Origin of the sequence: Corynebacterium sp. HS2168-gen11 (genome assembly GCF_024834075.1) — a bacterium.
Classification (GTDB): domain Bacteria; phylum Actinomycetota; class Actinomycetes; order Mycobacteriales; family Mycobacteriaceae; genus Corynebacterium.
Genome location: NZ_JANUXR010000003.1, coordinates 114383 through 139802 on the forward strand (window position 1 = coordinate 114383; position 25420 = coordinate 139802).

A 25420-nucleotide genomic window follows, 5' to 3' on the forward strand; every position below is an offset into this window, starting at 1 on the left:
TCCCGGGGAACAGCGGAAGGGTCGTGCAGTGCGGCAGGGGTCGAACGCCGCACCGGGGAACAGCGGCAGTCGGAGGACGCCGTGGTGCGTGATACCGCAGAGAACTAGAATTTTGGCATGAAAAGCCAGTACTATCACGGTATGACTCACAGTGATTCCACGTATGCTCAGCAAGTTGCAGATGAAAGCGCAGCAGTGCTGCGCCTCGCGCGTGTCGCATATGAATGTGCACCACAAGCAGCGGCATTGCGCACCGAAACGAAGAACCAAGTGTTGCTTGCAGCTGCGTCAGCGTTAGAGACGCATGCAGATGAGATTATCGAGGCCAATGCCAAAGACCTTCAAGCAGGCCGTGAGCGTGGCATGCCAGAAAATATTTTGGATCGTTTGTTATTAGATCATGATCGCATCCACGCAATGGCAGTAGGACTGCGGCAAGTAGCAGAACTTGCCGATCCTATTGGCACAATTGTGCGCGGTTCGATGATGCCAAATGGCATTGAAATGCGCCAGGTACGTGTCCCACTTGGTGTGATGGGCATGGTGTATGAGGCACGCCCGAATGTGACCGTTGATGCCTTTGGCTTAGCGTTGAAATCTGGCAATATCGCCTTGTTACGCGGCTCAAAATCAGCAAAGCATTCGAATCAAAAATTAGTCGAAATCTTACAAGCCGTGCTGGTCTCACATGGTTTGGCAGCAGAATTTGTACAACTTTTACCATGCGAAACTCACGAGTCGGTGCAAGCGTTAATTACTGCGCGAGAGTACGTTGATGTGGTCATTCCACGCGGTGGTGCAGGTTTGATTAACGCCGTGGTTGCACACGCAACGGTGCCAACTATTGAAACTGGTACAGGTAATTGCCATGTGTATCTTGACCATGAGCTGGACCTTGAGCAAGGCATTGCGATTGTCCTGAATGGCAAAACGCGTCGCACCAGCGTGTGCAATGCTACCGAAACGTTATTACTGGACGCTGAGCTGGATAGCGTCGCAAAGCAAGCAGTGCTGCAAGCGCTTGTCGACGCCGGTGTGCGCCTGCATGGTGAAGTTTCCGAGCTTGCTCCTTTGACGACGGCGGAAATTATTCCGGCTACGGAAACCGATTGGGATTCAGAATACTTGTCCATGGACATTGCGGTGAAAATTGTTGCTGGTGTGCAAGGCGCGGTGGAGCATATTCGCAAGTATTCCACTGGCCATACCGAGGCGATTGCGACAACGAACTTAGTCACCGCACAGTATTTTGCCCAGCATGTGGACGCAGCGGCAGTGATGATTAATGCTTCGACAGCATTTACCGATGGACAACAATATGGCATGGGCGCTGAGATTGGCATTTCGACCCAAAAGTTGCATGCGCGTGGCCCAATGGCATTGCCTGAATTGACCAGTACAAAGTGGATTTTGACTGGTCAGGGACATACTCGCGATTAATAGCACACAAGGATAGACAGCATGGAAATTCAGGGAAATCAAGGGCACACTCCGCGTCGGATTGGCATTATGGGTGGCACCTTTGACCCGATTCATCATGGGCATTTGGTTGCTGGTAGTGAGGTTGCTGCGCAGTTTGAGCTGGATATGGTGTTGTTTGTGCCAACTGGCCAGCCGTGGCAAAAAGCCGATCGGGAGGTCACTGCAGCGGAGCATCGTTATTTGATGACAGTAATTGCAACAGCTTCCAACCCATGTTTCCATGTCAGCCGTGTCGATATTGATCGTCATGGCCCTACCTACACGATTGAGACGCTGCAGGATATCCATGAACAATATCCGAATGCGGAACTGTTTTTTATTACCGGTGCAGATGCGCTGGAAAAGATTACATCGTGGCATCGCTGGGAAGAAATGTTTAGCCTTGCGACGTTCGTGGGTGTCACGCGTCCTGGATATGCCCTGGCAGAGGACAATATTCCAGTGCAGTATCGCGATCGCGTGGAGTTAATTGAAATTCCTGCAATGGCGATTTCTTCGACCGATTGTCGCAACCGCGCGCGTAAAGGCGAACCTGTGTGGTACCTGGTGCCGGATGGGGTAGTGCAATATATTGCCAAGCAGCAACTCTATGCACCAATCGGTGAGTAGCAACTCTATTCACCAATCGGTGAGTAGCAGCTCTATGCGTCAGGTGAGGGAATATTTCTGGGTGGTATCTCAACGATACGCTGTGTGTCGGCACGGTTAAGACGCATGCAACGTTGGCGTTTGCTAGACAAACGTGAGAAACTAAAAGATACACTATTTTGAAAAGCCAATTGATAGGATGTTGTCCTTATCAGTATGAGGCTTTGAGCAGATGAAGGATTTTTGTGACTGCAACTGTAGAAACCATTGAGATTGCCCGCACCGCTGCCTTGGCAGCAAACGAAAAGCTGGCAAGTAATATTGCCGTTATTGACGTTTCTGACGTGATGGCAATTGCTGAGATTTTTGTGCTCGCATCCGCTGATAATGAGCGCCAAGTGCGTTCCATTGTTGAAGAGATCGAGGACGAGCTTACCCAAAAAGGTTGGGAACCAAAGCGTCGTGAAGGCCATCGCGAAAACCGTTGGGTGCTGCTCGACTACGGAATGTTAGTGATCCACGTTCAACGTAATACCGAGCGCGATTTCTATGGTTTGGACCGGTTATACCGCGACTGTCCACTGATTGACGTCGAAGGTATTGAAACAATGGAGCGCCCCGAAGAGTGGAACAACGATATCGATATTCGTAACGTGGCATCACTCGATGAAATTCCATTGGCTGAGAACGAGCCAGAAGACGAGTACTAAAATACCTTCGGATCCTCCTATGACTCGTCGATTGATCTTGTTGCGCCACGGCCAGACGGAATTTAATGCCACTGGCCGGATGCAAGGACACCTAGACACACAGCTTTCTCCGATTGGGCGACAGCAGGCAGAAGCAGCAGCAGACTTTTTAGAAACCCTGCATATTACGAAAATTGTGGCTTCTGACTTAAGCCGTGCCTATGACACCGCTGTGGCCGTTGGCCAGCGTCTGAATGTGAGCGTGCAACAAGATCCGCGTTTGCGCGAAACTGATCTCGGCCAGTGGCAAGCGCGTTCGCATGCAGAACTCGATGCGGATTTCCCAGGTCTACGAGCTTATTGGCGCCACGACCCAACCTGGGCGCCACCAGGTGGCGAATCTCGCATCGACGTGGCAAAACGTGCCCGCGCTGTGGTTGATGAACTCATGGAAGCATACAAGCAATGGGACGATTCAACCGTGCTGATTGTGGCACATGGCGGCACAATTTCAGCACTGACTGGCAGTTTATTAGGCTTTGAAGTCGCGCAATTCCCACTGTTATCAGGCATTGGCAATACGTGCTGGGCGCAACTGACCGCCCGCCCGCAATTTTTGCTTGACGACGTTGTCTCTGATCAATCAGATCGCTTTACACCAGCAAATATCGATACTGCGAAATGGTATCTTGATGGTTGGAATATGGGTGTAGCGTTGGGGCGTACATCCATTGCCAATGCGGATATGGGTGAAGCATAACCGCAAACCGGCACGCGCATGTATTGGTTGTATGGCAAAGGTGAAACACACGGTGAGGGAGAAAGACAGGAGAGCATATGGCAGTACGTATCGTCACTGATTCTTCTGCTGGTATCCCACCGCAAGTCGCGAATGATCTTGGCATTACCGTGATTGATTTACATGTCTTGGGCAACGACACAGATCGTTCGACTTCTGGGTTATCGCCATTAGAGCTTGCGGCAGCCTATGCTCGACAATTAGAACGCGGCGGTGACGAAGGTGTTGTTGCCTTGCATCTGTCGAAAGAACTGTCCTCAACCTGGTCTGCTGCAGTAACCGCATCTGGAGTCTTTAATGATCAAGTGGTTGTGATTGACACTGGTAGTGTCGGGATGAGCGTAGGTGCAGCAGCGATGGCAGCTGCAAGAATTGCCCAAGATGGTGGCAGCCTGACTGAATGTGTGGAGTTTGCAGAAGATACTTTGCAACGCTCTGAAACCTGGATTTATTTGCATCGCATTGATGAACTGCGCAAATCTGGCCGTATTTCTACTGCAACAGCAATGCTCTCAACAGCGCTTGCAACGAAACCTATTATGCGAGTCGTCAATGGTTATATTGAGCTCGCGGTGAAAACGCGCACGCAAACGAAAGCGTTTGCAAAACTTACCGAATTGGTAGTCAAACGTGCGGCAGGCCTTCCAGTTTTTGTGGCCTTACAACATAATGAGGCGCGCGAAGCTGCTCGGGTATTAGAGCAACTCTTACTTGAACAACTTCCTGAAGGTTCGTCAATTATGATCGTGCCAATGGAACAAACTCTCGCGGTGCATACTGGCATTGGAGCCATTGGCGTTTCAACCGTATTTTCTTTAAATCGGGAAGAAGCAGAGCAACCACGCAATAACGTTGCTGATTCAACTAGCACTGCTGCCGAATCAGAGACACCACGCGACTAGGCTAGTCGCGAGTGCAGGCAGGTAAGTTCCCAATTACGGCTCGTTCCATGAACGTTCTGGATGCTGGCCAATCTTAGCTTTGACCAGCGGTAGCACATCTGCGGTCTTTTCAACTGTTGGGATAGTCCTTAGCCTCTAAGGCTATGAATACCACGTCTACGCGCACCAGTTCACAGCAGCCTCTTGCACATGTTGCCATAGCATCACCACATGCAGCAGATGAACTGTCTTCCACGCAGCAGCTCACGCAGGCACTTGATGCTCATAGTCAGCGGCCTGTCACTGCATGCGAGAACGAGCAACGCTTGTCGTGGCTTGCATTTCGCGGTGCGGCGAAACACCGAATACGCCAACGTGTTTCAGAAATGCTGCGACCAAGCGGGACAGAAGACCAACTCGACGTTGAGTTTCCAGCCACGTCTCGAAGATGGCAGGTGTCCGTACCTGCAGCAGTGGCGCTTGTTTCTGTGGCATTGGTGTGTTGTGGAGTATTCGTGTTCAGCCAAGTATTGACTTCTTCACCTGTGGTGCCAAATGCTGGCTATTTACAATCTGCAATGCCGACTCACGAGCCTCCGCAAGTGGCAATGAGTACGATCTCATCAGATGCTCACCACATGAAGCACACAACCACCTCAGAATCTACAACTTCACAGCGTGCATCAGGCATTCCGTCTCAGGGTGATGCCGGCATAGATGCAAATCGAGAACTGCACGCGAGCTTGCCTGTCACTCAGGAGCACATACCTGCAAGTGCCGAGCAAGGACGTGCAATTGCCGTGGCAGTAGTGGGTGTGGTGAAAAACCCTGGCATTTATCGGTTCTTAACACCTGATGCACGCGTTCTCGATGCGATTGAACGCGCCGGGATTGTCGAAGATTCGCAGTTGCAAGGGCTGAATCTGGCAGCGAAATTGCAAGATGGCATGCAAATTGTGATTCCGCATAGAAGTGATGCACAACTTGCACACACCGTTGGAGCGCTCGAGGGCCCATCTACCCCAATAGTGCAGGAAGATCGGCAGTCTCAAGATAGTGCGCAGTTGAATATTAATACTGCCTCTGAGACTGAATTAACGACTTTGCCTGGAGTTGGTGCGAAAACAGCCGCCGCGATAGTGGCATACCGCCAACAGCATGGACCGTTTCAAAATGTCACTGAGCTACAACAAGTCAAAGGCATCGGTGCTGCCAAATATGAGGCATTAGCACCGCATATTCGCATATGAATCAGCAATCGGTAGCAGAGTATCGTTTGGTGCCGCCAGCTGTTGCGATATGGGCAATAACGGTAGCGGTGGTGTGGCTGCGTTTGCAGCAGTACACATGGTTAGCCATCAGTATCGTGGGAGTACTGAGCATAGCTGTGGTGGCAGTGATCCTCTACTTGCAGTTTGGCCTTGGACAAGCATGTCTGACAGCAGGAACGGCGATAACAGGGTTAGTGCTGACTGCTTTTCGACGCTTCCAGGCAGAGCACGTACACATACCAACCGTGTTCGAAGCAGTAGTGGAACACCGGATCCGTAGCATTTCACGCGGAACAATATTCGATATCCACACATCTTTTTCACCTGCACCGCTGACAGTGTTTAGCCATGATCACCTCTCACTTAGTCCAGGCACGACCATCTTGCTTGAAGCAACGACTCGTGAGAGCGATCGTATGGCAGTAGCGGCGCAGTTACTTATCGCAAAAAACGTCACTGTGCGTGCAGATCCAGATGCTGCAGCGTCGTTGACCACCGCCTTAAAATCGAGTTTTGTCGCACTTGCACAACAAACCTTCGACCCAGATGCTGCTGCTGTGATTCCCGCAATGGTACTGGGAGAAACCCACGGCTATAGCCAATATTTGGCAGAAAGTTTTATGATTTCAGGCCTGGCACATTTAAGTGCAGTCAGTGGGGCAAATGTGGCATTAGTAGCTGCAAGTACGTTGGGAATACTCAGATGGGCGCCGCGAAAAGTCAGGCTTGGCGTTACTACTTTGGCGATTGTGTGCTTTGGATATGTGGTTGGCCCAGAAGCATCGGTGATCCGTGCAGTGATTATGGGCAGTATTGGTATTGCCGCATTGGGCGTACATACTCGTAGCTATGCGATGCATAGTTTGTGTCTGAGCATGATCGGGATGCTGATCTGGGACAGCGAACTGGCGTTTTCGATCGGTTTTTGGTTATCAGTGACAGCTACTACAGGCATTATTTTGCTGAGCCCTAGGTTGTACCACAGATGGGCGTCGCCAAGCATGCCGCGCATGGTTGTGCTGCCGCTTGCCGTGACAGTTGCTGCAACGCTTGCCACAGCACCAATTGTTGCTGCATTTTCGCATCGAGTGTCTTTGGTTTCAATTGTGGCGAATATGTTGGTTGAACCTTTAGTTGCCCCCATTACATGTATCGGGCTTCTCGCATGCGTATTGCTGGCGGGTTCATTACTGACTGGGTGGTCGGTGTTCGTAGATCTTGCAGCAGGATTACTATATCTTCTGGGGCCATGTGCACGTGTGATTGTGAAAGTTGCAACCACAGCCGCAAGTTTTCCAGGGGCTCAACTGTATTGGGATTCACCTGCGCTGGTGTGGGCAGTGATACTTGGATTGGCCTGGTTGCTCTATGGCTTTTCACAGCAGCTCCATGGTGTTGTCGGGGTAGCTGGAATCAGTGTGATGATCGCGCTAAGCGCCTCATGGTATTTGCAGCGTCCGATCCACTATACGCCTGAGGAAATCTTGCATGTACGTGATGATGCACATTTGCAGCAATGGATTGCAGCAGGGATTCCAACGCACATTCACGCCGTTGTGGTGCATGAACATGGCAAACCACACCAGTATCCGCAGTGGCTGGACACTGGTATTCCACTGTTATACCCCAATCGAGATGGCATCGTTGATGTATATACGAATGGCCAGCAATATGCGCGATTAGGATATTTCCAATAGGAGATCCTTGCGTTTGATGGCAGTTTCGGGCAGTAGCAACTGCAGGCTTGTTAGCCAAAGATCACCATTGCTTACTAAAGTTGAGTGCTATGAACAACGTGCACCTGATTCTTGGCGAAGATGAATTCTTAATTGAACGTGAGATTCGAGCCATTATTGGTGAGATTCGTGAGTCGCTGGGCACGCAAACTGAGGTAGATGTGACACAGGTGCGCGCCGGGGAGATAACACAATCAGAACTGCTTGATTTATGTAGTCCATCCTTATTCGGAGAAGACCGTGTGATCGTCTTGCACAAAATGGATGAAGCTGGCAAAGAACCTGCAAATGTTGTCATGCAATTGGCTCAGGATCCGGGCATGGGGATTCGCTTGATTATCGTGCATTCAGGTGGTGGGCGACAAAAAGCGTTGGTGCCGAAATTGAAGAAATTGGCGCAGGTGCATGAAGTTGTTGCCCCACGAGCGCATGAGCGTGTGGGATGGGTGACCCAAGAGTTTCGTCGCTATGGCTTGAAGCCAACTCCAGATGTCATGATTGCACTGGTAGAAGGTGTCGGTTCCGATTTACGTGAACTTGCCAGTGCAGTCGAGCAGCTCGTTGCAGATATTGAAGGCGAAATTACAGAGTCGAAAGTACGTGAGTACTATGCAGGGGTTGCTGAAGTATCTGGATTCGATGTTGCGGATCTCGCATGTGCAGGCCAAACTCAAAAGGCGTTAGCGAGTATGCGACGTGCATTGCATATCGGTGTTGAACCTGCTGCTTTGGCAGCGGCGTTGAGTATGAAAGTCTCTGCGTTGGCGCGGTTATATTCAACGCGTGGAAAGCCGTCATTGGCGTTGGCGAGTCGATTAGGGATGTCACCGTATGCGCTTGAAAAAACTGCGAAAACTGCAAGGCGCTGGTCAAGTGATGCGATTAGTGAAGCGGTGATTCTTATGGAAGCCCTTGATCTGGCGGTGAAAGGTCAAAGTGGCGATCCAGCATTCGCGTTAGAAGATGCTGTTCGGAAAATTTCACAACTCGCTGGTTAAACACACTAGGATAGAAACTATGAGTGAAGATTCTGTAACTAATGCATCTCCTGAACTTCCAGAGGAATTAGCCGCTTTTGTTGCTGAGCTATTCCAACTTGCACGCACTGGCGGTGATGATGCCGCTGACAAGTTTGAGCAGTATATTCAAGCAGGCTTAAATCCGAATTTGACCAACCATGAGGGCAATACCTTCTTAATGCTGGCTGCGTATGCTGGACATGCATCCTTAGTCAGCCGCTTGGCAAGCTTAGGCGCTGATGTTAATAAGCTCAATGATCGTGGGCAATCACCACTTGCCGGCGCAATTTTCAAAAAAGAGCCAGAGGTTGTGGAAGCCTTGCTAGCTGCAGGTGCTGATCCACTCCTCGGTCATCCAACTGCAGTCGATACGGCAATGATGTTCGGCCAGCAGGAACTTGCAGAGCGTATGACACAAGGTACGCATCAATGACCCTTGCCCAATGGGGGAGCTTAATCTTGCTGAACTATATCGGCATGATCACTCCTGGGCCAGATTTTTTATTGCTCACCCGCATTGCACTGAAATCTCGAAAGCATGCAATTGCCGGCGTATTCGGCATTGCCACTGGCTTATTGCTGTGGGTGAGCCTGACTGTGTTTGGCGCATCCGTGGTACTCACGGCGTACCCCAAGCTCGTCGGAATCATTCAACTTGTTGGTGGCTGTTGGTTAGTGTGGATGGGACGCGGCATGTTACTTGCCGCGCGCGATCAATTTCGCACGAAAGTTGTCGTTGACGATATCACTGCCGTATTAGGGACTCCGTGGCATTCCTACCGACAAGGCGCGCTGACGAATTTGTCGAATCCGAAAGTCGTGCTGTATTTCGCCGCCATTATTGCCCCAAATATGCCGCCAAATCCCAGTTTGCTGCTGGCGCTTGCCATTATTGTGGTGGTGATTGGCAGTGTCATCATTGGATTCTCAGCCATTGTTTTCGGCTTATCGACGGCGGTTGTGCGGGCGAAGTTTTTACGCGCCGGGCCGTTTATTGATGCAGGTGCAGGACTATTTTTTATTGTCGCTGGAACCTCCTTGGCTCTCGTTGGGGGATATTCGTTGCTCTAGAGAACAATATCGTGCATCAAGCACATACGCAGAAGTGTGCTGTACACACATTCGTCATTGGTCAGCAGTTGCTGTATAGTTCAGTACATGCTGACTAATGAGCGTTTATTAGATATTACTCACCGTTTGGGCAGGGCAATGGCTGATCCCAATCGAGCTGCACTGTTACTCAAACTTTTAGAGCAGCCCAGCTATCCTGCCGATCTTGCTGCAGAGCTGAACCTCACACGCGCAAATGTCTCAAACCATTTAGCCTGCCTGAAAGGTTGCGGCATTGTGACAATCGTGCCAGAAGGAAGAAAGAACCGATATGAAATTATCGACCCTTCTGTTGCAACTGCACTTCGAACACTGATTGAGACTTGCGATGCGGTACTCCAAGACTGCCAATGCCAGGATGCACAATGCGCTGCAAACCATGAAAATGCTGCAAGCGCGCAAGCTACAACGAGTGCACAGTCCACGCAGCCGGAGCAGCCCGCGCAACCCGCACAGTCCACAACGATCACAAAGACGGTATAACTCATGGCTGATGCATGCTGCTCGCAATCGACCTGCCAGCCAACGGATACCCCTGATACCTTCGAACCACCTGTCACCACAACCTGGTGGCAAGATCGCACGATCGTCATACCACTACTAGCCGGCGCGGCCTTAATACTGGCGATCCTGACACAGGTCTTAGACTTTTCTGCCACCATGACCAGCGGGCTGTATTGGCTAAGTTTGCTCATTGGCGGTTCACAATTTATTCCGGCATCTCTAGCAGCTGTCTACAAAGGTCGTATCGGCATTGGCACCTTAATGACGATTAGCGCCATTGGTGCCATCGCATTAGGACATGTCGAAGAAGCCGCAGCATTGGCATTTTTATATTCCCTGGCAGAAGCCTTGGAACATCGTGCAATGCAAACTGCCACCGAAGGCTTGCGATCCTTATTAGCATTAATCCCACAAACAGTTCGTGTGATTGATGCTGATGGTAGAACCACCACAGTGCGTCGTCAGGCAGTCGTAACCGGCATGCGCCTACAGGTTGTCGCAGGTGAAACCGTTGCCACCGATGCAACTGTGCTCCAAGGCGAGGGATATCTTGACTGTTCAGCGATTACGGGTGAATCCTTGCCGGTTGCGGTTAGGCCAGGGGATGCAATTTTTGCAGGTTCCAGTGTCATTGATGCCGCCTTAATAGTAGAAGCGACTTCACCTGGAACCGATAACTCATTAACCCAGGTTGTGACCCTTGTCCAACAAGCTCAATATGACAAAGGTGAGCGCGCTCGTTTAGCCGATCGCCTCGCGCGGCCTTTAGTACCAGCAGTCGTTGTCCTGGCAGCGCTGATTGCTGGCGGTGGCATGTTGCTCAGTGATAATAGTGCGCTGTGGATTGAACGCGCGTTAGTGGTCCTTGTGGCTGCTTCACCATGTGCATTAGCACTTTCGGTGCCGGTGACTGTTATTTCGGCAATCGGTGCAGCATCGCGCGCAGGAATTGTTGTGAAATCAGGTGCGACCTTTGAAAACTTGGGGAAAATCCGCACGATTGCCTTTGATAAAACTGGCACCTTAACCCAAAATCAGCCAATAATTGTCAAAAGCGTTGGACTAGCAGATGTGCCAGTATCCGAGGTCATCGCATTCGCAGCAGCCGTAGAATCACAAAGTAGCCATCCTTTAGCGAAAGCATTTCGCGATTTTGCCGTTGAATCTGCGTTCGCACCTGCCGAAGCGGTCACTGAAACTACCGGTTGGGGTATTGCAGGGATTGTTGCAGGGCATGCAGTGCGCGTCGGCAAGCCTCAATGGTTTGAGCTCAGCGATACTGCAACGACACACATCGCGGAAATGCAAGCAGCCGGTATGACTGTCATCGGTGTTGAGGTAGATGGCGTTTTGGCTGGTATTTGCGGTATTCGTGATCAAATTCGGCCAGAAGCGTATGCAGCGATTCAGCAATGCCAGCATATGGGTATTCGCACCGTCATGCTCACTGGGGATCACGAACAAGCGGCGCAAAATGTTGCGGAAGAACTTGCCATTGATCAGTATTATGCGCAGCTGTTGCCACACCAGAAAGTTTCGCATATTCAGCAATTCGCGCAGCTTGGCGATGTTGCAATGGTCGGCGATGGGATCAACGATGCCCCAGCGCTTGCGGCAGCCACCACCGGTATCGCAATGGGGCTGCGGGGAAGTGATGTCGCAATTGAATCTGCAGATGTGACTTTCGGAAGTGAGGATCTTCGCCTTCTGGCCTCCTTACTAGCCCATGCGCGCCGGGCATATCGGATTATGATGGCAAACCTTGTGATTTCTGCCGCGTTGATCGCCGTATTATTGCCATTAGCATTATTCGGTGTATTTGGCTTAGCGACGATTGTTGTGATCCACGAATGTGCTGAGGTGATTGTGATTCTCAATGGTCTGCGGGCCGGACAAAACCTAGTGATTCCAACCTCGCACCACACGCCTTCAGATTCTCCTATTAAGGAAATACATGCTTGAGGGTGTGGCTGGCGTTGAGTGAGTGTGGCAGCCGAAATTGAAATGCACGTGAGCCGTAGATATCACCGTAGAGAGTACAAAACCCTCATCATAGTCAGACCATGATGAGGGTTTTGTACTTGAAAGCTTAAGCCAACTTGTTGAGGGCGTGAGCCATCTTGGACTTCTTGTTAGCCGCATTGTTGCGGTGGTAGACGCCCTTGGTAACAGCCTTGTCCAGCTTACGAGAAGCTACGCGAAGCTGTGCTTCAGCAGCGGTCTTGTCGCCTTCTGCTACAAGTGCACGGAACTTGCGGATCTCGGTACGAACTGCGGAACGAACAGCTTGGTTACGCTGACGAGCCTTTTCGTTGGTGAGAACGCGCTTCTTCTGGGACTTAATATTTGCCATTTCAAATACCTCTTGATCTTGATAGTCAAAGATGCATTTCGACTGCTACTAACATCGGAGTGTGATCGCGATCCCAAGGTCCTGACCGCTGAACTGCCGAGATGCCATCAAAATGCTGTTGTATAGGACAACGAGCAAAAATCTTACCAGTTCAAACGCCCTGCATGCAAGCGTTGTGTGCGAAATATTCAAAACTGATGCATGTGTAAACACGTGCGAGGTGTTCTTTATCATAGTGCGGTGCTCCTGCAAGTACGCAGTGCAGCAACCTTGTATTCATGCCGCGCGAGGAACTTTGCTTTACTCCCGCAGGCCTCGTTACGGCGACCCAACATCTCCCGCATGCGCGCTCACGCTCTCGACCCAGCACCCAGCGCCCCAGTATCTCCCACGCAAGCAGTAATACTGAAGTTCTAAGCCCACCCGTACTCGTCGCGTAGTCGCATCGCAATGCGCTCAAACCGTGCCGGTGGAATCACAGCGCCTTGCCTGCGGATATCACTTTCTGAAATCCGAATCACCTTATCCATACGCGCCCAAGCCTGGCGGCCTTGCGTATCCCACGGCCCTGCGCCAATATCAATCCATGTCTTCTTCCATTGATTATTCGGATTCGGTGAGGTCAGTAGGCCAGTAATCTGGTCGCCACTGCGCCCGACTACAATTAAGGCGCGTTCTTGGGGCTGGTCCGAGACGTTATCGCCTTGGGCGAGGAAAAACACGACTTCACCAGGGTCCACTTGGCCGTCCATATTTGGGGCATAAAACAAGTTTCGGGCGCAGGCGGTGGCTTCAACAATTTCAAATACTGCGGGTTGCAGGTCTGCAACTGGCAAGGTGGTGTCGTCGATAAGCCCGAGTCGAGATGAAAGGCTACTGATGCCTTCGTCGACAAGTGTATCCTGATCGCGCCCGAGAAGCTTGTCTATCAGGGTGTGAAAAAACCCTCGCGAGCTGCGCGCTGGTGAAGTCATACCTTTCACAATAGCGAACAAAATCTTAAGGGGTAAGAGGGAAGCAGAAATGATGGTGAAAACTTCGCAGGCTCTGCCGGCAACTGGTACGTAAGCACTAGGAACTGCTGGGGCATTCATGTAATGTGGAGGGGATTGATTCATGAAAGGGAGATAATGGCCAACAACTTCGCGGAGAAGACGTTTACGGATCTATCGAAGATTCGCAACTTCTGCATTATCGCGCACATTGACCACGGCAAATCCACGCTTGCCGACCGTATCTTGCAATATTCCAACGTCGTTGATGCTCGCGATATGCGCGACCAATACCTGGACAATATGGATATTGAGCGTGAGCGCGGCATTACGATTAAAGCGCAAAACGTCCGTCTCCCTTGGATTCCTCGCACAGGTAAGCACAAGGGCGAAGAAATTGTCATGCAGATGATTGACACCCCAGGTCACGTGGACTTTACCTACGAGGTTTCCCGCGCGCTTGAGGCGTGTGAAGGCGCTGTGCTGCTTGTCGACGCCGCCCAGGGTATCGAGGCACAAACACTGGCGAATCTCTATTTGGCCATGGAAAATGATCTGGAAATCATTCCAGTGCTGAATAAAATCGACCTGCCTGCAGCCGATCCTGACAAATATTCCTTAGAAATTGCCAATATCATTGGTTGCGAACCGGAAGACGTTTTGCGTGTGTCTGGTAAGACCGGTGAAGGCGTGGAACTTTTGCTGGATAAAATTGCCGAGCTGATCCCTGCTCCAGTGACAGAAGAGAGTTTGGATGCGCCAGCGCGTGCGATGATTTTCGACTCGGTATATGACACCTACCGTGGTGTGGTGACATATATTCGTATGATCGACGGCAAACTTACCCCACGTCAGCGCATTAAAATGATGTCTACTGGGGCAGTGCACGAATTGCTTGAAATTGGTATCGTCAGCCCAACACCGAAGAAGTGTGAAGGCTTAGGGCCTGGTGAAGTAGGCTATCTGATTACCGGTGTGAAAGATGTTCGCCAGTCGAAGGTTGGCGATACTGTTACCTGGGCAGTTGGCGGCGCTGAAGATGCATTGCAAGGCTATGCCGATCCAAAACCAATGGTGTATTCCGGTTTGTTCCCAATTTCGCAGGCTGATTTCCCTGACTTGCGTGAAGCCCTGGAAAAACTTCAGCTCAACGATGCGTCCTTAAGCTGGGAACCAGAGACCTCGGTTGCCTTGGGCTTTGGTTTCCGCTGTGGATTCTTGGGCCTGTTGCACATGGAGATCACTCGCGACCGCTTGGAGCGCGAATTTGGGTTGGATCTGATTTCCACCGCACCATCGGTGTCCTATCGCGTGATTGCCGAAGACGGTACAGAAACGCATGTCCATAACCCAGCTGATTGGCCTGGCGGCAAGCTGCGCGAGGTGTGGGAACCAGTGGTGAAAACCACCATTATTGTGCCAAGCGAATTTGTGGGCACCACCATGGAATTATGCCAGTCCAAGCGCGGTCAAATGGGCGGAATGGATTACCTTTCCGAAGACCGCGTGGAACTGCGCTACACCATGCCATTAGGCGAAATCATCTTCGACTTCTTCGATAATTTGAAGTCGCGAACAAAAGGCTATGCTTCTTTGAACTACGAAGAAGCAGGTGAGCAAGAAGCAAATCTGGTGAAGGTTGATATTTTGCTCAACGGCGATCCAGTTGATGCGTTTTCTGCAATTGTGCACCGTGATTCGGCACAGTGGTATGGCAATAAGATGACTAAGAAACTCAAAGAACTGATTCCGCGTCAGCAGTTCGAAGTGCCAATCCAGGCGGCTATTGGTTCGAAGGTGATTGCCCGTGAAAATATTCGCGCCATGCGAAAAGACGTGTTGGCGAAATGCTACGGTGGCGATATTTCTCGTAAGCGCAAGCTGCTGGAAAAGCAAAAAGAAGGTAAGAAGCGCATGAAGTCCTTAGGCAGCGTTTCGGTACCGCAGGAAGCTTTCGTTGCGGCTTTGAGTACAGACGATAAGTAAACGATTTGGCAGCAGGCATACTGGCGCTGGTGTCTATGTGAGCGTGGCGCTGGTGCCGGCGTCACGCTCGCAGTGTTGGTGCTGGTGCTGCCGCTTGCGTGAAGCATACGGCCCGATATGGAGCACACGTTGATGTGCACATATCGGGCCGTTTGTGTGTTTGTGAGCGGTTTGTACGACGCAGGCTGTGGCTGGCACAGAGAACAAAGCGTTTTGTGCGCCACCATGTGGATCGCGCGAAGCGTCGTCAAGCATGTGACGTGAGTCATGAGTAGTAGATGGTTTTCGGGTAAAAATAATCCATATTTATATATAGCTATAATAAATATTGTCATGAGGGTGTGTGTGATATTGCGTGATTGAAATATCTCTGAACTGCATGAATATCCATCGTGTTGAGATTTATGCTTGATATCGATGCGGGTCTGATCCGTAAGTACATTTGAGTTTACTAATCAATCCGCGTATTATTTGAAAGAGATATTCAAATTCAAAGGGAAAGTATTATATGGAAACCCCTTCACAGGCGCAGGATTCTGCGTCGAAGAAATCTCATTCTTTGCGGACAAATAATGAGACTCAACTACAAACTGAGACATCCGATCTGGCTGGACATAAGCGTCATGCGTTTGGCTTAAAAACCGATCCAATGATTTTTATTGTGGGCATTGGCGTCATTATCGCCTTTGTGCTGACCACAATCGCATTCGGCACGAGCATTCAGCCACACTTCGCCGCTACCGCCGAAAGCCTGCTGACCAACCTTGGCTGGCTATATATTGGCGGCGTTTCGTTTGTCTTTATTTTCTTAATAGGCATTTTCATGTCGTCCTACGGCCGCCTGCGCCTCGGCGACGACGATGACGAGCCAGAACACTCCCTTTTGGCATGGTTTTCCATGTTATTTGCCGGTGGCATCGGCGCAGTGTTGATGTTCTGGGGCGTGGCTGAGCCAATCAACCACATTTACAACCCACCAATGAATAACGTGGAACCACTCAGCGCCGCCGCAACCGAACAAGCACTAGCGTTTACGTTCTACCATTTCGGCATCCACATGTGGGTAATTGCGGCATTGCCTGGCCTTGCGTTGGGATACTTTATCTATAAGCGTAAATTGCCACCACGCGTCTCCTCGATTTTCGCACCATTACTAGGCGCGCGCATTTACTCCACTCCAGGCAAGCTTATCGACGCGTTGGCGATCATCGGTACCGTATTTGGTATCGCAGTTTCAGTGGGGTTAGGTACCTTGCAGGTCAACGCCGGTTTGAACAAACTTTGGGGTGTGCCTCTTGCCGGATGGGTCGAGCTGCTCATTATTTTAGTAATCACAGTCGCCGCATGTTTCTCGGTTGCATCTGGCCTTGATAAAGGTATTAAGATTCTGTCGAATATCAATATCGGCATGGCGGTTGCCTTCATGCTGTTCATCGTGATTACTGGTCCTACTTTGGCGCTGTTGCGCTCGGTGGTACAGGCATTTGGTATTTATGCCAGCTGGTTACCGGAATTGATGTTCTGGACTGATGCCTATAATGACAATCCTGGCTGGCAGGGCATGTGGACGGTGTTCTATTGGGCATGGACTATTTGTTGGTCGCCATTCGTGGGCATGTTCGTCGCACGCATTTCGCGTGGTCGTACTGTTCGTGAATATATTGCGGGTGTCTTGATCCTGCCAACAATTTTCTCTGTGATCTGGTTTGCGATCTTTGGTCGCGCAGGCCTGGAACTCGAAGCTGCCGACCCTGGCTATTTAACAGTTCCTGTGGTGGAACAAGGCGATGTGTCTGCCGCTTTGTTTAAGTTCTTAGAGGCGTATCCATTCCCAACAGCGATTTCTGCTTTTGCGCTGCTGATCGTGGTTATCTTCTTCATCACCTCGATTGATTCATCTGCAATGGTCAATGACATGATTTGTACCGGTGAAGAAAATAAATCTCCAGTGCTCTACCGCGTAATTTGGGCTGTAACCATTGGCGCAGTCGCAGCTGCATTGCTGATCGTTTCACCAGATAGCGGCATTAATGTCTTGCAACAAGTCGTGATTATTGTGGCTCTGCCATTCTTCTTCATGCAGTTCGTGATGATGTACTCCTTATTAAAGGGTATGAATGATGATAAGGCTGCAGAAGCTCCACTGGTCACACGTCATTGGGAAAAGACCGATACTCCAGAGAAGCTGGAAGCTCACGAAGCAATGCCAGCACCTGGTTATGACGAAGATGGCAATATTTTGCCAGTACCGGAATTCGAGCAAGATGCTGACGGCAATATTGTGATCTCGGCAAACGTGGTTATTGAAGGCGATCTGGACGTCACCGGTGATGTCATCGATGAGGTCAGTGACAGCACGGATACGACAAATTCCTAAGTTGTTGGTGCTGGTGGCCTAGGTTGCTGCGTGTGCGTTGCTGCCTGCGCTGCGTGTGCGTTGCTGCCTGCGCTGCGTGTGCGTTGCTGCCACGCGTGTTGCTTATGTAAGCGGCGATCATATCCGCTGGACGTGACACGCTTGCAGCACAACACAGATTCTAAAAAAGAAATATCCTGTTGGATCAAGGTTTTCCTGTTGATTCAACAGGATTTTTCTATGAGAAATAAGTCACTTTGCATGTGATGGGCGTAAAATAATTGGTATGCATGTCGATGTTTCCCAACTTTCATCTGCGAATCAAGATTACGTCAAAGCGCTCTATGCGCTTACCGAGTGGTCTGATGCTCCGGTCACCGCGAAAGCGTTGTCAGAAGCAGTGGGAGTACGATTATCATCGGCATCTGATGCAGTGCGTCGTTTAGGCGCCTTAGAACTCGTCGATTACACCCCATATGGTGCGATTACCTTAACCGAGCTTGGTCGTGCACACGCGGTGCAAATGATTCGCAGGCACCGACTTTTAGAGACGTTTCTTGTCGAGGCGTTGGGCTATGGATGGGATCAAGTGCATGAAGAAGCCGAGCACTTAGAGCACGCCGTGAGTGATTTTATGATCGACCGGATTGAAAAATATTTAGGTTTCCCGGAAAAAGATCCGCATGGTGATTTAATTCCATCGAAAGAAGGCACCTTCCCAGTTTCTCCTTCCAATGTGGAGTTGATTATGCTTGCCGATCTTGCAGCGGATGATCCTGCTGTGATCGAGCGTATTGATGATGCCGATCCTGAATTATTACAGTTCTTCCAGGCTGAGGGGCTAGTTGTAGGTGCTGAAATTGAAAAGGCACCAGCAGGTCAATTCACAGAAGCACAAAATATCAGCATTGGGGGAAAGGACACCCCTGTTGTCTTAGGCGAAGCAGCGCTTCGCGCAGTGTGGGTACGACCTCGCTAGTAGTCGACACCAGAACTGATATGTATTTGTGACTTCTTGCGGCATGATCCTGCCGGTGCCAAGCTTGTTAATTTGGAAACACAAGCTCGAATGGAAACACATAAAATTTCAGAAGAAATGTTGGATAGTTAAGCCTCCTTCACAAAATCTAGAACTAGGTAGCTTCAGCGTCTGGCATTTCAAAATGCTCGACGTGTGTTGAGACAGTTTTCGAGGCAGACATAGTTCAGAAACTAGAGGACGCCACCAGGCACAACGAGTTGATGGCGCCCTCTAAACATGTGGGTGGAAAGAATCAGGAAGTGATTACTTCAGCTTATCTTCCATCTCACGGTGTGCTTCCCAAATTGCTTCTGGGAGATCTGCGAACTGCTCAAGGTGCTCGCGGCGGTTCTTCAACTCCTGCTGCCAACGTGGAACATTCACGTAGAGCAGCTTGTCCAGATCTTCAGCGGAAACGTCCAAGCCTTCCAGGTTGAGTTCTTCTGGCTTTGGAATAACGCCGATTGGGGTATCGGTACCCTCAACCTTGCCTTGTACGAAGTCCTTGAGCCACAGCAGCGCACGCAAGTTATCGCGGTAGCCTGGCCAGAGGAAGTCGCCGGTTTCTGGATCGCGCTGGAACCAGTTCACGTGTGCGAAGACTGGCTGCTTCTCGCAAGCACCGATGATCTTCAGCCACTGCTCTGCATACTTGCCTTCTGGATAAGACATGAATGGGCGCATGGACATTGGGTCATAACGCAAGGTGCCATCCAGGCCTTCTGCTGCGAAGGTTGCTTCTGCACCGAGGGTAAGACCGTCGTAGACGCCACCTGGCAGCGTTGGGATTGCACGGATCAAAGGCTCACGATCGCGGGTACGACCACCGAAGATCACAGCATCAACTGCAACACCCTTTGGATCTTCATAGTCAGAAGCCACGGAGTGAACATTCTTCATATTGGTGGTGAAGCGTGAGTTTGGATGCGCCCATGGCAGATCCTTCTCTTCTTCGGTGCGCTCGGTGATCAGCTTGCCCGTCCAGTCGCGCCAACCAGTCAGGTCAGCTGGTTTTTCTGGGGTCTTGCCTTCCCACCATACGTCGTGAAGCTCTTCGTTGTATGCAACGTTGGTGAAAATCACGCCAGAGCCTGGAACGATGGAATCGATAGCCTCTGGGTTGGTCTTCTCGTTGGTATCCTTTGCCACACCGAAGACACCAAATTCTGGGTTCATGCCGTAGAGGCGGCCGTCTTCACCTGGCCACAGCCATGCAATATCGTCGCCGTAGAACTCAACAGAGTAGCGATCATCGAGTGCAATTGGGGCCTTGGTCATTGCCAGGTTGGTCTTGCCGGAAGCAGATGGGAAGCCGCCGCAGACGGTGAAGCGCTCGCCGGTTTGCTTATCGACGATAGCCAGCAGCAAGAACTGCTCAGCCAAGAACTCATTCGATGCATAGCCATCGAACGCAGCCAAGCGCAGAGCGTGAGCGATCTTACCGAGCAATGCGTTTCCGCCGTATGCAGAACCGAAGTGCAAAATCATGCGCTCGTCAGCAATGGTTGCGAACAGACGCTTGTCTTCTGGAGTGCCATGTCCCATTGCATTCAGATCGCCGGTGACGTGTACGCCACGAACGAAGAATGAAGGGTCATCCTGTGCCTTGAGCAGATCCATGCCAACGCGTGCCATACGCAGCATTTGCAGCACCACAAGACGATCGTCAGTCAGTTCCACACCTGCAGCGAAACGCTGAACTGGGGAACCAAGTGGAGCCATCAGGTATGGCAGAACATACATGGTCTTACCCTTGGAAGCGCCGCGCATGTGCTCAATCTGGATTGCCTTGGTTTCTGCTGCTGGACGCCAGTTGTTGTAGACACCCTTATCAGCTTCATTGTTGGTCGCAACAACAGTGCGTTCTTCGGAACGTGCAGTGTCCTTCACGTGAGAGCGAGCTAAATAGCGACCTTCACCAACTGGGCGCAATTCGCCAGCTGCGAGAGCTTCAGCGATCAGGCGCTCTTCCGATTCTGGAGAAACGACCTCGATGCGATCAGGGGTGGTGATTGCTGCCCATTCTGCAACGAATTCGCGTACAGCTGGGATGTCGACGTTTGCAGCGTCGAGGGCTTCGGAAACGGCTACTTCAGTAGTCATAATTTCTGGGCCTACCTTAGTTCAGAAAATGGTACGGGGGGAAAGGATTTTTCCCAAGAACTACGTTAGCACGTAGTTGTATGTTACGCTTGTGCGTAATTTGTTAGATTTCTCACCATTTATTGAACAAAAGTACTGGTAAGAGTGATTTTTCTCATTATTTGCCCTGCTTAGGGCGTCCTAACTTTCTCCCTTGATAATTGCATCACAATACCAATAAGGAGGTGATATCTCATCGATCCTGCACCCACACGAACTCCCAATCTCATTTACTTTTCATCGGTAAGTGAGAACACTCACAGATTCGTTGCAAAACTTGGTTTTGAAGCTGCTCGTATTCCACTGCGCCCTGCAAAAGAAGGCATGCTCTTCGTCAATGAGCCCTATGTCTTAATCGTGCCAACCTACGGTGGTGGAAATCCGAAAGCCGCCATTCCTAAACAAGTGCGCGCATTTTTGAATATTCCAGAAAATCGCGCACTCCTGCGAGGTGTCATCACCTCAGGAAATACTAATTTTGGCGAAGCGTATTGTTCAGCCGGCCCCATGATTGCACAAAAATGCGGCGTGCCAGAGCTTTATCGCTTTGAACTGCTTGGCACCAGCCGCGATGTCGAAGTGGTGAAAGCTGGATTACAAAAGTTCTTCGCAACGAATCTTTATGTCTGACCTTTTTGAAGTATTCAAGGAATTTTTATGACTCAAACTGACACGAACCAGCAGGTAGCAGCGTCGCAAAGCGTAGGCATCGGAGAGCGTAAGCGCTACCACGCATTAAATGCAGAGCTGAACTTATACGATAAAGACGGAAAACTGCAGCTGGATAAAGACATTGCTGCCCGTGATGCCTACCTAGCAGACGAAGTGCTGCCAAAACTCAAGCAGTTCGACAGCGTTGAAGATCGACTCAATTGGCTGATCGAGCAGCACTACTATGAGCAGGAAGTTTTCGACGCGTACCCGAAAGATTTCCTTAATAGGGTGTATCAGCGTGCGCACGACCTCCCACACGAATTCGAAAGCTTCCTCGGCGCGATGAAATTCTTCCGCTCCTACGCGCTGAAAACTTTCGACGGCACCGAATACCTCGAAACCTTCCCAGATCGCGTGGTCGCAACCGCATTGACCTTGGCCAGAGGCGACCAGCAGTGGGCGCTGCGCTATGTGGAGGAAATTTTAAGTGGTCGCTTCCAGCCAGCCACCCCAACATTTCTGAATGCAGGCAAAGCCCAGCGCGGCGAATTCGTGTCGTGCTTCTTACAGCGGCTGGAAGATAACCTCGAGTCCATCGCGCAGGGGGCGAGCAATGCGTTGCAGCTGTCCAAGCGTGGTGGTGGCGTGGCGACGCTGCTGACGAACCTGCGTGAAGTTGGCGCCCCTATTAAGAAAATCGAGAATCAGGCATCTGGCGTGGTGCCAGTGATGAAGATTTTTGAAGATATTTTCTCCTACGCCAATCAGCTCGGTGCCCGCCAAGGTGCAGGTGCGGTGTATTTGCATGCTCATCACCCAGATATTTTGCGATTTTTGGATACCAAGCGGGAAAACGCCGATGAAAAAACCCGTATTAAGACCCTCGCCCTTGGCGTGGTAATCCCGGATATCACCTTCGAGCTTGCGCGCGATAATAAGCCAATGGTGCTGTTTAGCCCATATGACGTGCTGCGCGAATACGGAGTGCCACTTTCAGATCTTGGCGTAACCGCGCATTACGACGAGTTGGTGGCAAACCCAAATATTCGCAAAAGCGAAATCAGCGCCCGTGCGTTTTTCACCACACTTGCTGAGCTGCAATTTGAATCCGGCTATCCATACGTGCTGTTCGAAGATACCGTAAATAAGGCGCATCAATTGGATGGCTATATTAATATGTCCAACCTGTGCTCTGAGATTCTGCAGCGCAACAGTGCCTCAACCTTCGCCGAAGACGGCTCCTATGCGCATATGGGCGAAGACATTTCCTGCAATTTGGGTTCGCTGAATATCGCCAAAGCAATGGAAAGTGATGATCTTGGCGAAACCGTGGCCACCGCAATTCGCGCCTTGACCGCAGTTTCCGACATCACCAATATCGCCTCCGCGCCTTCGGTCGCCCACGGCAATGCCACCTCCCACGCAGTTGGCCTGGGGCAAATGAACTTGCACGGCTACCTTGCCAGCCAGCATATTCATTACGGCAGTGAAGAAGGCCTCGATTTCACCGATATCTACTTCATGACGATGGCATACCACGCGGTCAAAGCGTCGACAAGCATCGCCAAAGAGCGCGGGGAACGCTTCGACGGCTTCGAAACCTCCAAATACGCAACCGGCGAATACTTCGACTATTACCTGAATAGGGACCTCCAGCCGAAAACCGCCAAAGTACGCAAGCTTTTCGACGCCCACCAGCTTCCCACCCATGAAGATTGGGCAACACTGCGCGAGGAAGTCCAACGCTACGGCATGTACAACGCCTACCTCCAAGCAGTGCCACCAACCGGATCGATTTCGTACATCAACCACTCGACAAGCTCGATTCACCCAGTGGCCGCGCAAATCGAGATCCGCAAAGAAGGCAAACTTGGGCGTGTTTACTACGCCGCCCCGCACCTTGCCGACGACACCGCCGAATACTTCCAAGACGCCTACGAACTCGGCTACGAAAAAATTATCGACACCTACGCGGCGGCCACGCCACACGTCGACCAAGGCCTCTCGCTGACGCTCTTCTTCACCGACGAAGCCAACACCCGCGATATCAACCGCGCCCAAATCTACGCCTGGAAGAAAGGCATCAAAACCCTCTACTACGTGCGCCTACGGCAACCGGCCTTAATGGGGACCGAGGTTGCGGGCTGCGTATCTTGTGCACTCTAGCCTATTAAGGAAATTTCTCATGAGTTATGACGATGTTTTAGCCAAATCTCAAACCCCGCCAGGCTTCCGCCTGAATGCGGCAACGCCACTGCGCCCAATCAACTGGAATCGCATCCAAGACAGTAAAGACCTCGAAGTCTGGAACCGGCTCACCGCGAATTTCTGGTTGCCAGAAAAAGTGCCACTTTCCAACGACCTGAATGATTGGCGCAACCTCACCGAGGAAGAACAAACCCTCACCATGCGAGTATTCACCGGCTTGACCATGCTTGATACCGTGCAAGCCACAGTCGGCGAAATCAGCCAGATTCAAGACGCCCGCACCGAACACGAAGAAGCCGTATACACCAACATCGCCTTCATGCAGGCAGTCCATGCGAGGTCGTACTCATCGGTCTTTTCCACCCTGGCCACCACTCCACAAATCGACGATGCCTACGAGTGGGCCGTAAACAACGACATCTTGCAACAGCGCGCCAAAAAAGTGCTGGTGCACTACTACGGAGATGATCCGCTCAAGCGAAAAGTAGCCGCCACCCTATTAAGCAGCCTGCTGCTGTATGCAGGCTTCTACCTGCCATTGCACTTTAGCGTGCACGCCCGGCTGACCAACACCGCGGATATGATCCGGCTCATTTTGCGAGACAAGGCTGTGCATGGTTATTACTCGGGCTATAAATTCCAGCGCGGGTTGGATCATGCAAGCCCGCAGCGTAGGGAAGAGATGGAGGATTTCACTTTCACTCTTATTAAGGAACTCTACGATCTCGAGCTGGAATATTCTGGTGAGCTCTACGAACCATTGGGTCTGATGGACGATGTTGCGGTGTTCGTGCGCTACAACGCCAATAAGTCATTGATGAATCTTGGCTATCCGGGGCTGTTCCCGCCAGATTTGTGTGAAGTCAATCCGGAAATCCTGGCTGCGCTAGCGCCGGGGGCAGAGGAGAACCACGACTTTTTCTCAGGGTCGGGATCGTCATATATTATCGGCAAGGCCGTCGATACAGACGATGATGACTGGGACTTCTAAAAAGTCTGAAAGACGGTATCCTAAAGATAATCATGTCCAATTCTATTAAGGAGATCAGATTTCATGAAAATCTCAATTCTTGTTGGATCCCTGCGTCGCGGCAGCATCGCCCGCAAAATCGCGCAGCACACCCTGGAAATGTTCCCAGAAGGTGTCGACGCTCAAATCGTTGAGATCCGCGACCTGCCACTTTATGATTTCGACTACGATGATCCAGCTGTCGTCGACAAGCCAACTCCGCAGGAGTACACCGACTTCCGCGAAACTATTAAGGCTTCCGACGGCATCTTGTTCGTCACCAGCGAAAACAACCGCACCATTCCTGCGTGCTTGAAGAACGCGGTCGACATCGGATCCAAGCCAAACGCTGATGTTGCATGGAAGAACAAGGTCGCCGGCATCATCAGCCACTCTGTTGGACGTATGGGCGGCTACTCCTCCCAGAAGAACCTGCGCCTCGCGCTGAGCTACTTCGACATGCCAATGCCAGGGCAACCTGAGGTATTCCTCGGCCAATCCGACACCCTTATTGGCGAAGACGGCAAGCTCGAGCCAGAAAAGACCATTGCCTTCGTGCAAGACTACATCAACCGCTTCGTAGCGCTGGTCGAAAAGCAGCAGTAAGACAGTAGCGGAGA

General features: G+C 51.0%; 21 protein-coding genes and 1 pseudogene. 19 read left to right on the plus strand and 3 right to left on the minus strand.

The window, feature by feature from the left end; translation table 11 throughout:
• Positions 1-141 precede the first annotated feature (141 nt).
• The 12 genes and pseudogenes from NXS99_RS03040 (at position 142) to NXS99_RS03095 (ending at position 12041) form a co-directional block, all read left to right on the plus strand.
• Entirely contained in the window at positions 142-1440 is a 1299-nt protein-coding gene (locus tag NXS99_RS03040; protein WP_259287319.1) for a glutamate-5-semialdehyde dehydrogenase, read from the plus strand.
• Positions 1441-1461: 21 nt separating this feature from the next.
• On the plus strand, positions 1462-2091 hold the full coding sequence (gene nadD / locus NXS99_RS03045; protein ID WP_259287197.1) for a nicotinate-nucleotide adenylyltransferase: 630 nt from the start codon (positions 1462-1464) through the stop codon (positions 2089-2091).
• Between the two features lie 224 nt (positions 2092-2315).
• Positions 2316-2780 carry a ribosome silencing factor gene (gene rsfS / locus NXS99_RS03050; RefSeq protein WP_259287198.1) on the plus strand — a complete coding sequence of 155 codons (465 nt, stop codon included), beginning with the start codon at positions 2316-2318 and terminating at the stop codon, positions 2778-2780.
• A gap of 19 nt (positions 2781-2799) precedes the next feature.
• Positions 2800-3519 carry a histidine phosphatase family protein gene (locus NXS99_RS03055; protein WP_259287199.1) on the plus strand — a complete coding sequence of 240 codons (720 nt, stop codon included), beginning with the start codon at positions 2800-2802 and terminating at the stop codon, positions 3517-3519.
• Between the two features lie 77 nt (positions 3520-3596).
• Positions 3597-4460, plus strand: coding sequence for a DegV family protein (locus NXS99_RS03060; protein WP_259287200.1), 864 nt, complete (start codon positions 3597-3599; stop codon positions 4458-4460).
• Between the two features lie 143 nt (positions 4461-4603).
• A complete protein-coding gene (locus NXS99_RS03065) occupies positions 4604-5689 on the plus strand; it encodes a ComEA family DNA-binding protein (protein WP_259287201.1) in 1086 nt (361 codons plus the stop codon).
• Entirely contained in the window at positions 5686-7407 is a 1722-nt protein-coding gene (locus NXS99_RS03070; protein ID WP_259287202.1) for a ComEC/Rec2 family competence protein, read from the plus strand. Before NXS99_RS03065 ends, NXS99_RS03070 begins: the two co-directional genes overlap by 4 nt.
• 89 nt (positions 7408-7496) lie before the next feature.
• Positions 7497-8444: a DNA polymerase III subunit delta gene (gene holA / locus NXS99_RS03075; RefSeq protein WP_259287203.1), complete on the plus strand. Its 948-nt coding sequence runs from the start codon at positions 7497-7499 to the stop codon at positions 8442-8444.
• Positions 8445-8463: 19 nt separating this feature from the next.
• A complete protein-coding gene (locus NXS99_RS03080) occupies positions 8464-8898 on the plus strand; it encodes an ankyrin repeat domain-containing protein (RefSeq protein ID WP_259287204.1) in 435 nt (144 codons plus the stop codon).
• Positions 8895-9536, plus strand: coding sequence for a LysE family translocator (locus tag NXS99_RS03085; protein WP_259287205.1), 642 nt, complete (start codon positions 8895-8897; stop codon positions 9534-9536). The genes NXS99_RS03080 and NXS99_RS03085 overlap by 4 nt, the downstream gene beginning before the upstream one ends.
• A gap of 87 nt (positions 9537-9623) precedes the next feature.
• Positions 9624-9944 (plus strand): annotated as a pseudogene (locus NXS99_RS03090) (ArsR/SmtB family transcription factor); the annotation flags it as partial.
• Positions 9945-10061: 117 nt separating this feature from the next.
• Positions 10062-12041: a cation-translocating P-type ATPase gene (locus NXS99_RS03095; protein WP_259287206.1), complete on the plus strand. Its 1980-nt coding sequence runs from the start codon at positions 10062-10064 to the stop codon at positions 12039-12041.
• A gap of 127 nt (positions 12042-12168) precedes the next feature.
• On the opposite strand, the gene rpsT is transcribed toward NXS99_RS03095, so the two are convergent.
• On the minus strand, positions 12169-12432 hold the full coding sequence (gene rpsT / locus NXS99_RS03100) for a 30S ribosomal protein S20 (RefSeq protein ID WP_259287207.1): 264 nt from the start codon (positions 12430-12432) through the stop codon (positions 12169-12171).
• 413 nt (positions 12433-12845) lie between these two features.
• A complete protein-coding gene (locus NXS99_RS03105) occupies positions 12846-13550 on the minus strand; it encodes a growth inhibitor PemK (protein ID WP_259287208.1) in 705 nt (234 codons plus the stop codon).
• Between the two features lie 12 nt (positions 13551-13562).
• On the opposite strand from NXS99_RS03105, the gene lepA reads away from it, so the two are divergent.
• From lepA to NXS99_RS03120, 3 genes are all read left to right on the plus strand, one after another.
• Positions 13563-15410 carry a translation elongation factor 4 gene (gene lepA / locus NXS99_RS03110; protein ID WP_259287209.1) on the plus strand — a complete coding sequence of 616 codons (1848 nt, stop codon included), beginning with the start codon at positions 13563-13565 and terminating at the stop codon, positions 15408-15410.
• Between the two features lie 508 nt (positions 15411-15918).
• Positions 15919-17787 (plus strand): BCCT family transporter, encoded by a 1869-nt coding sequence (locus NXS99_RS03115; RefSeq protein WP_259287210.1) that lies wholly within the window; start codon positions 15919-15921, stop codon positions 17785-17787.
• Between the two features lie 265 nt (positions 17788-18052).
• Positions 18053-18745: a metal-dependent transcriptional regulator gene (locus NXS99_RS03120; protein ID WP_259287211.1), complete on the plus strand. Its 693-nt coding sequence runs from the start codon at positions 18053-18055 to the stop codon at positions 18743-18745.
• Between the two features lie 306 nt (positions 18746-19051).
• Here NXS99_RS03120 and NXS99_RS03125 read toward each other — a convergent pair whose 3' ends face one another.
• Positions 19052-20890 carry a phosphoenolpyruvate carboxykinase (GTP) gene (locus tag NXS99_RS03125; RefSeq protein ID WP_259287212.1) on the minus strand — a complete coding sequence of 613 codons (1839 nt, stop codon included), beginning with the start codon at positions 20888-20890 and terminating at the stop codon, positions 19052-19054.
• Between the two features lie 234 nt (positions 20891-21124).
• Here NXS99_RS03125 and nrdI point away from each other — a divergent pair, with 234 nt between their 5' ends.
• The 4 genes from nrdI to NXS99_RS03145 all read left to right on the plus strand — a co-directional run bounded on the left by nrdI (position 21125) and on the right by NXS99_RS03145 (position 25406).
• On the plus strand, positions 21125-21559 hold the full coding sequence (gene nrdI / locus NXS99_RS03130) for a class Ib ribonucleoside-diphosphate reductase assembly flavoprotein NrdI (protein WP_259287320.1): 435 nt from the start codon (positions 21125-21127) through the stop codon (positions 21557-21559).
• Positions 21560-21586: 27 nt separating this feature from the next.
• Positions 21587-23749, plus strand: coding sequence for a class 1b ribonucleoside-diphosphate reductase subunit alpha (gene nrdE / locus NXS99_RS03135; RefSeq protein ID WP_259287213.1), 2163 nt, complete (start codon positions 21587-21589; stop codon positions 23747-23749).
• 19 nt (positions 23750-23768) lie between these two features.
• Entirely contained in the window at positions 23769-24782 is a 1014-nt protein-coding gene (gene nrdF, locus NXS99_RS03140; protein ID WP_259287214.1) for a class 1b ribonucleoside-diphosphate reductase subunit beta, read from the plus strand.
• Positions 24783-24845: 63 nt separating this feature from the next.
• On the plus strand, positions 24846-25406 hold the full coding sequence (locus NXS99_RS03145) for an NADPH-dependent FMN reductase (protein WP_259287215.1): 561 nt from the start codon (positions 24846-24848) through the stop codon (positions 25404-25406).
• Positions 25407-25420: the final 14 nt, after the last annotated feature.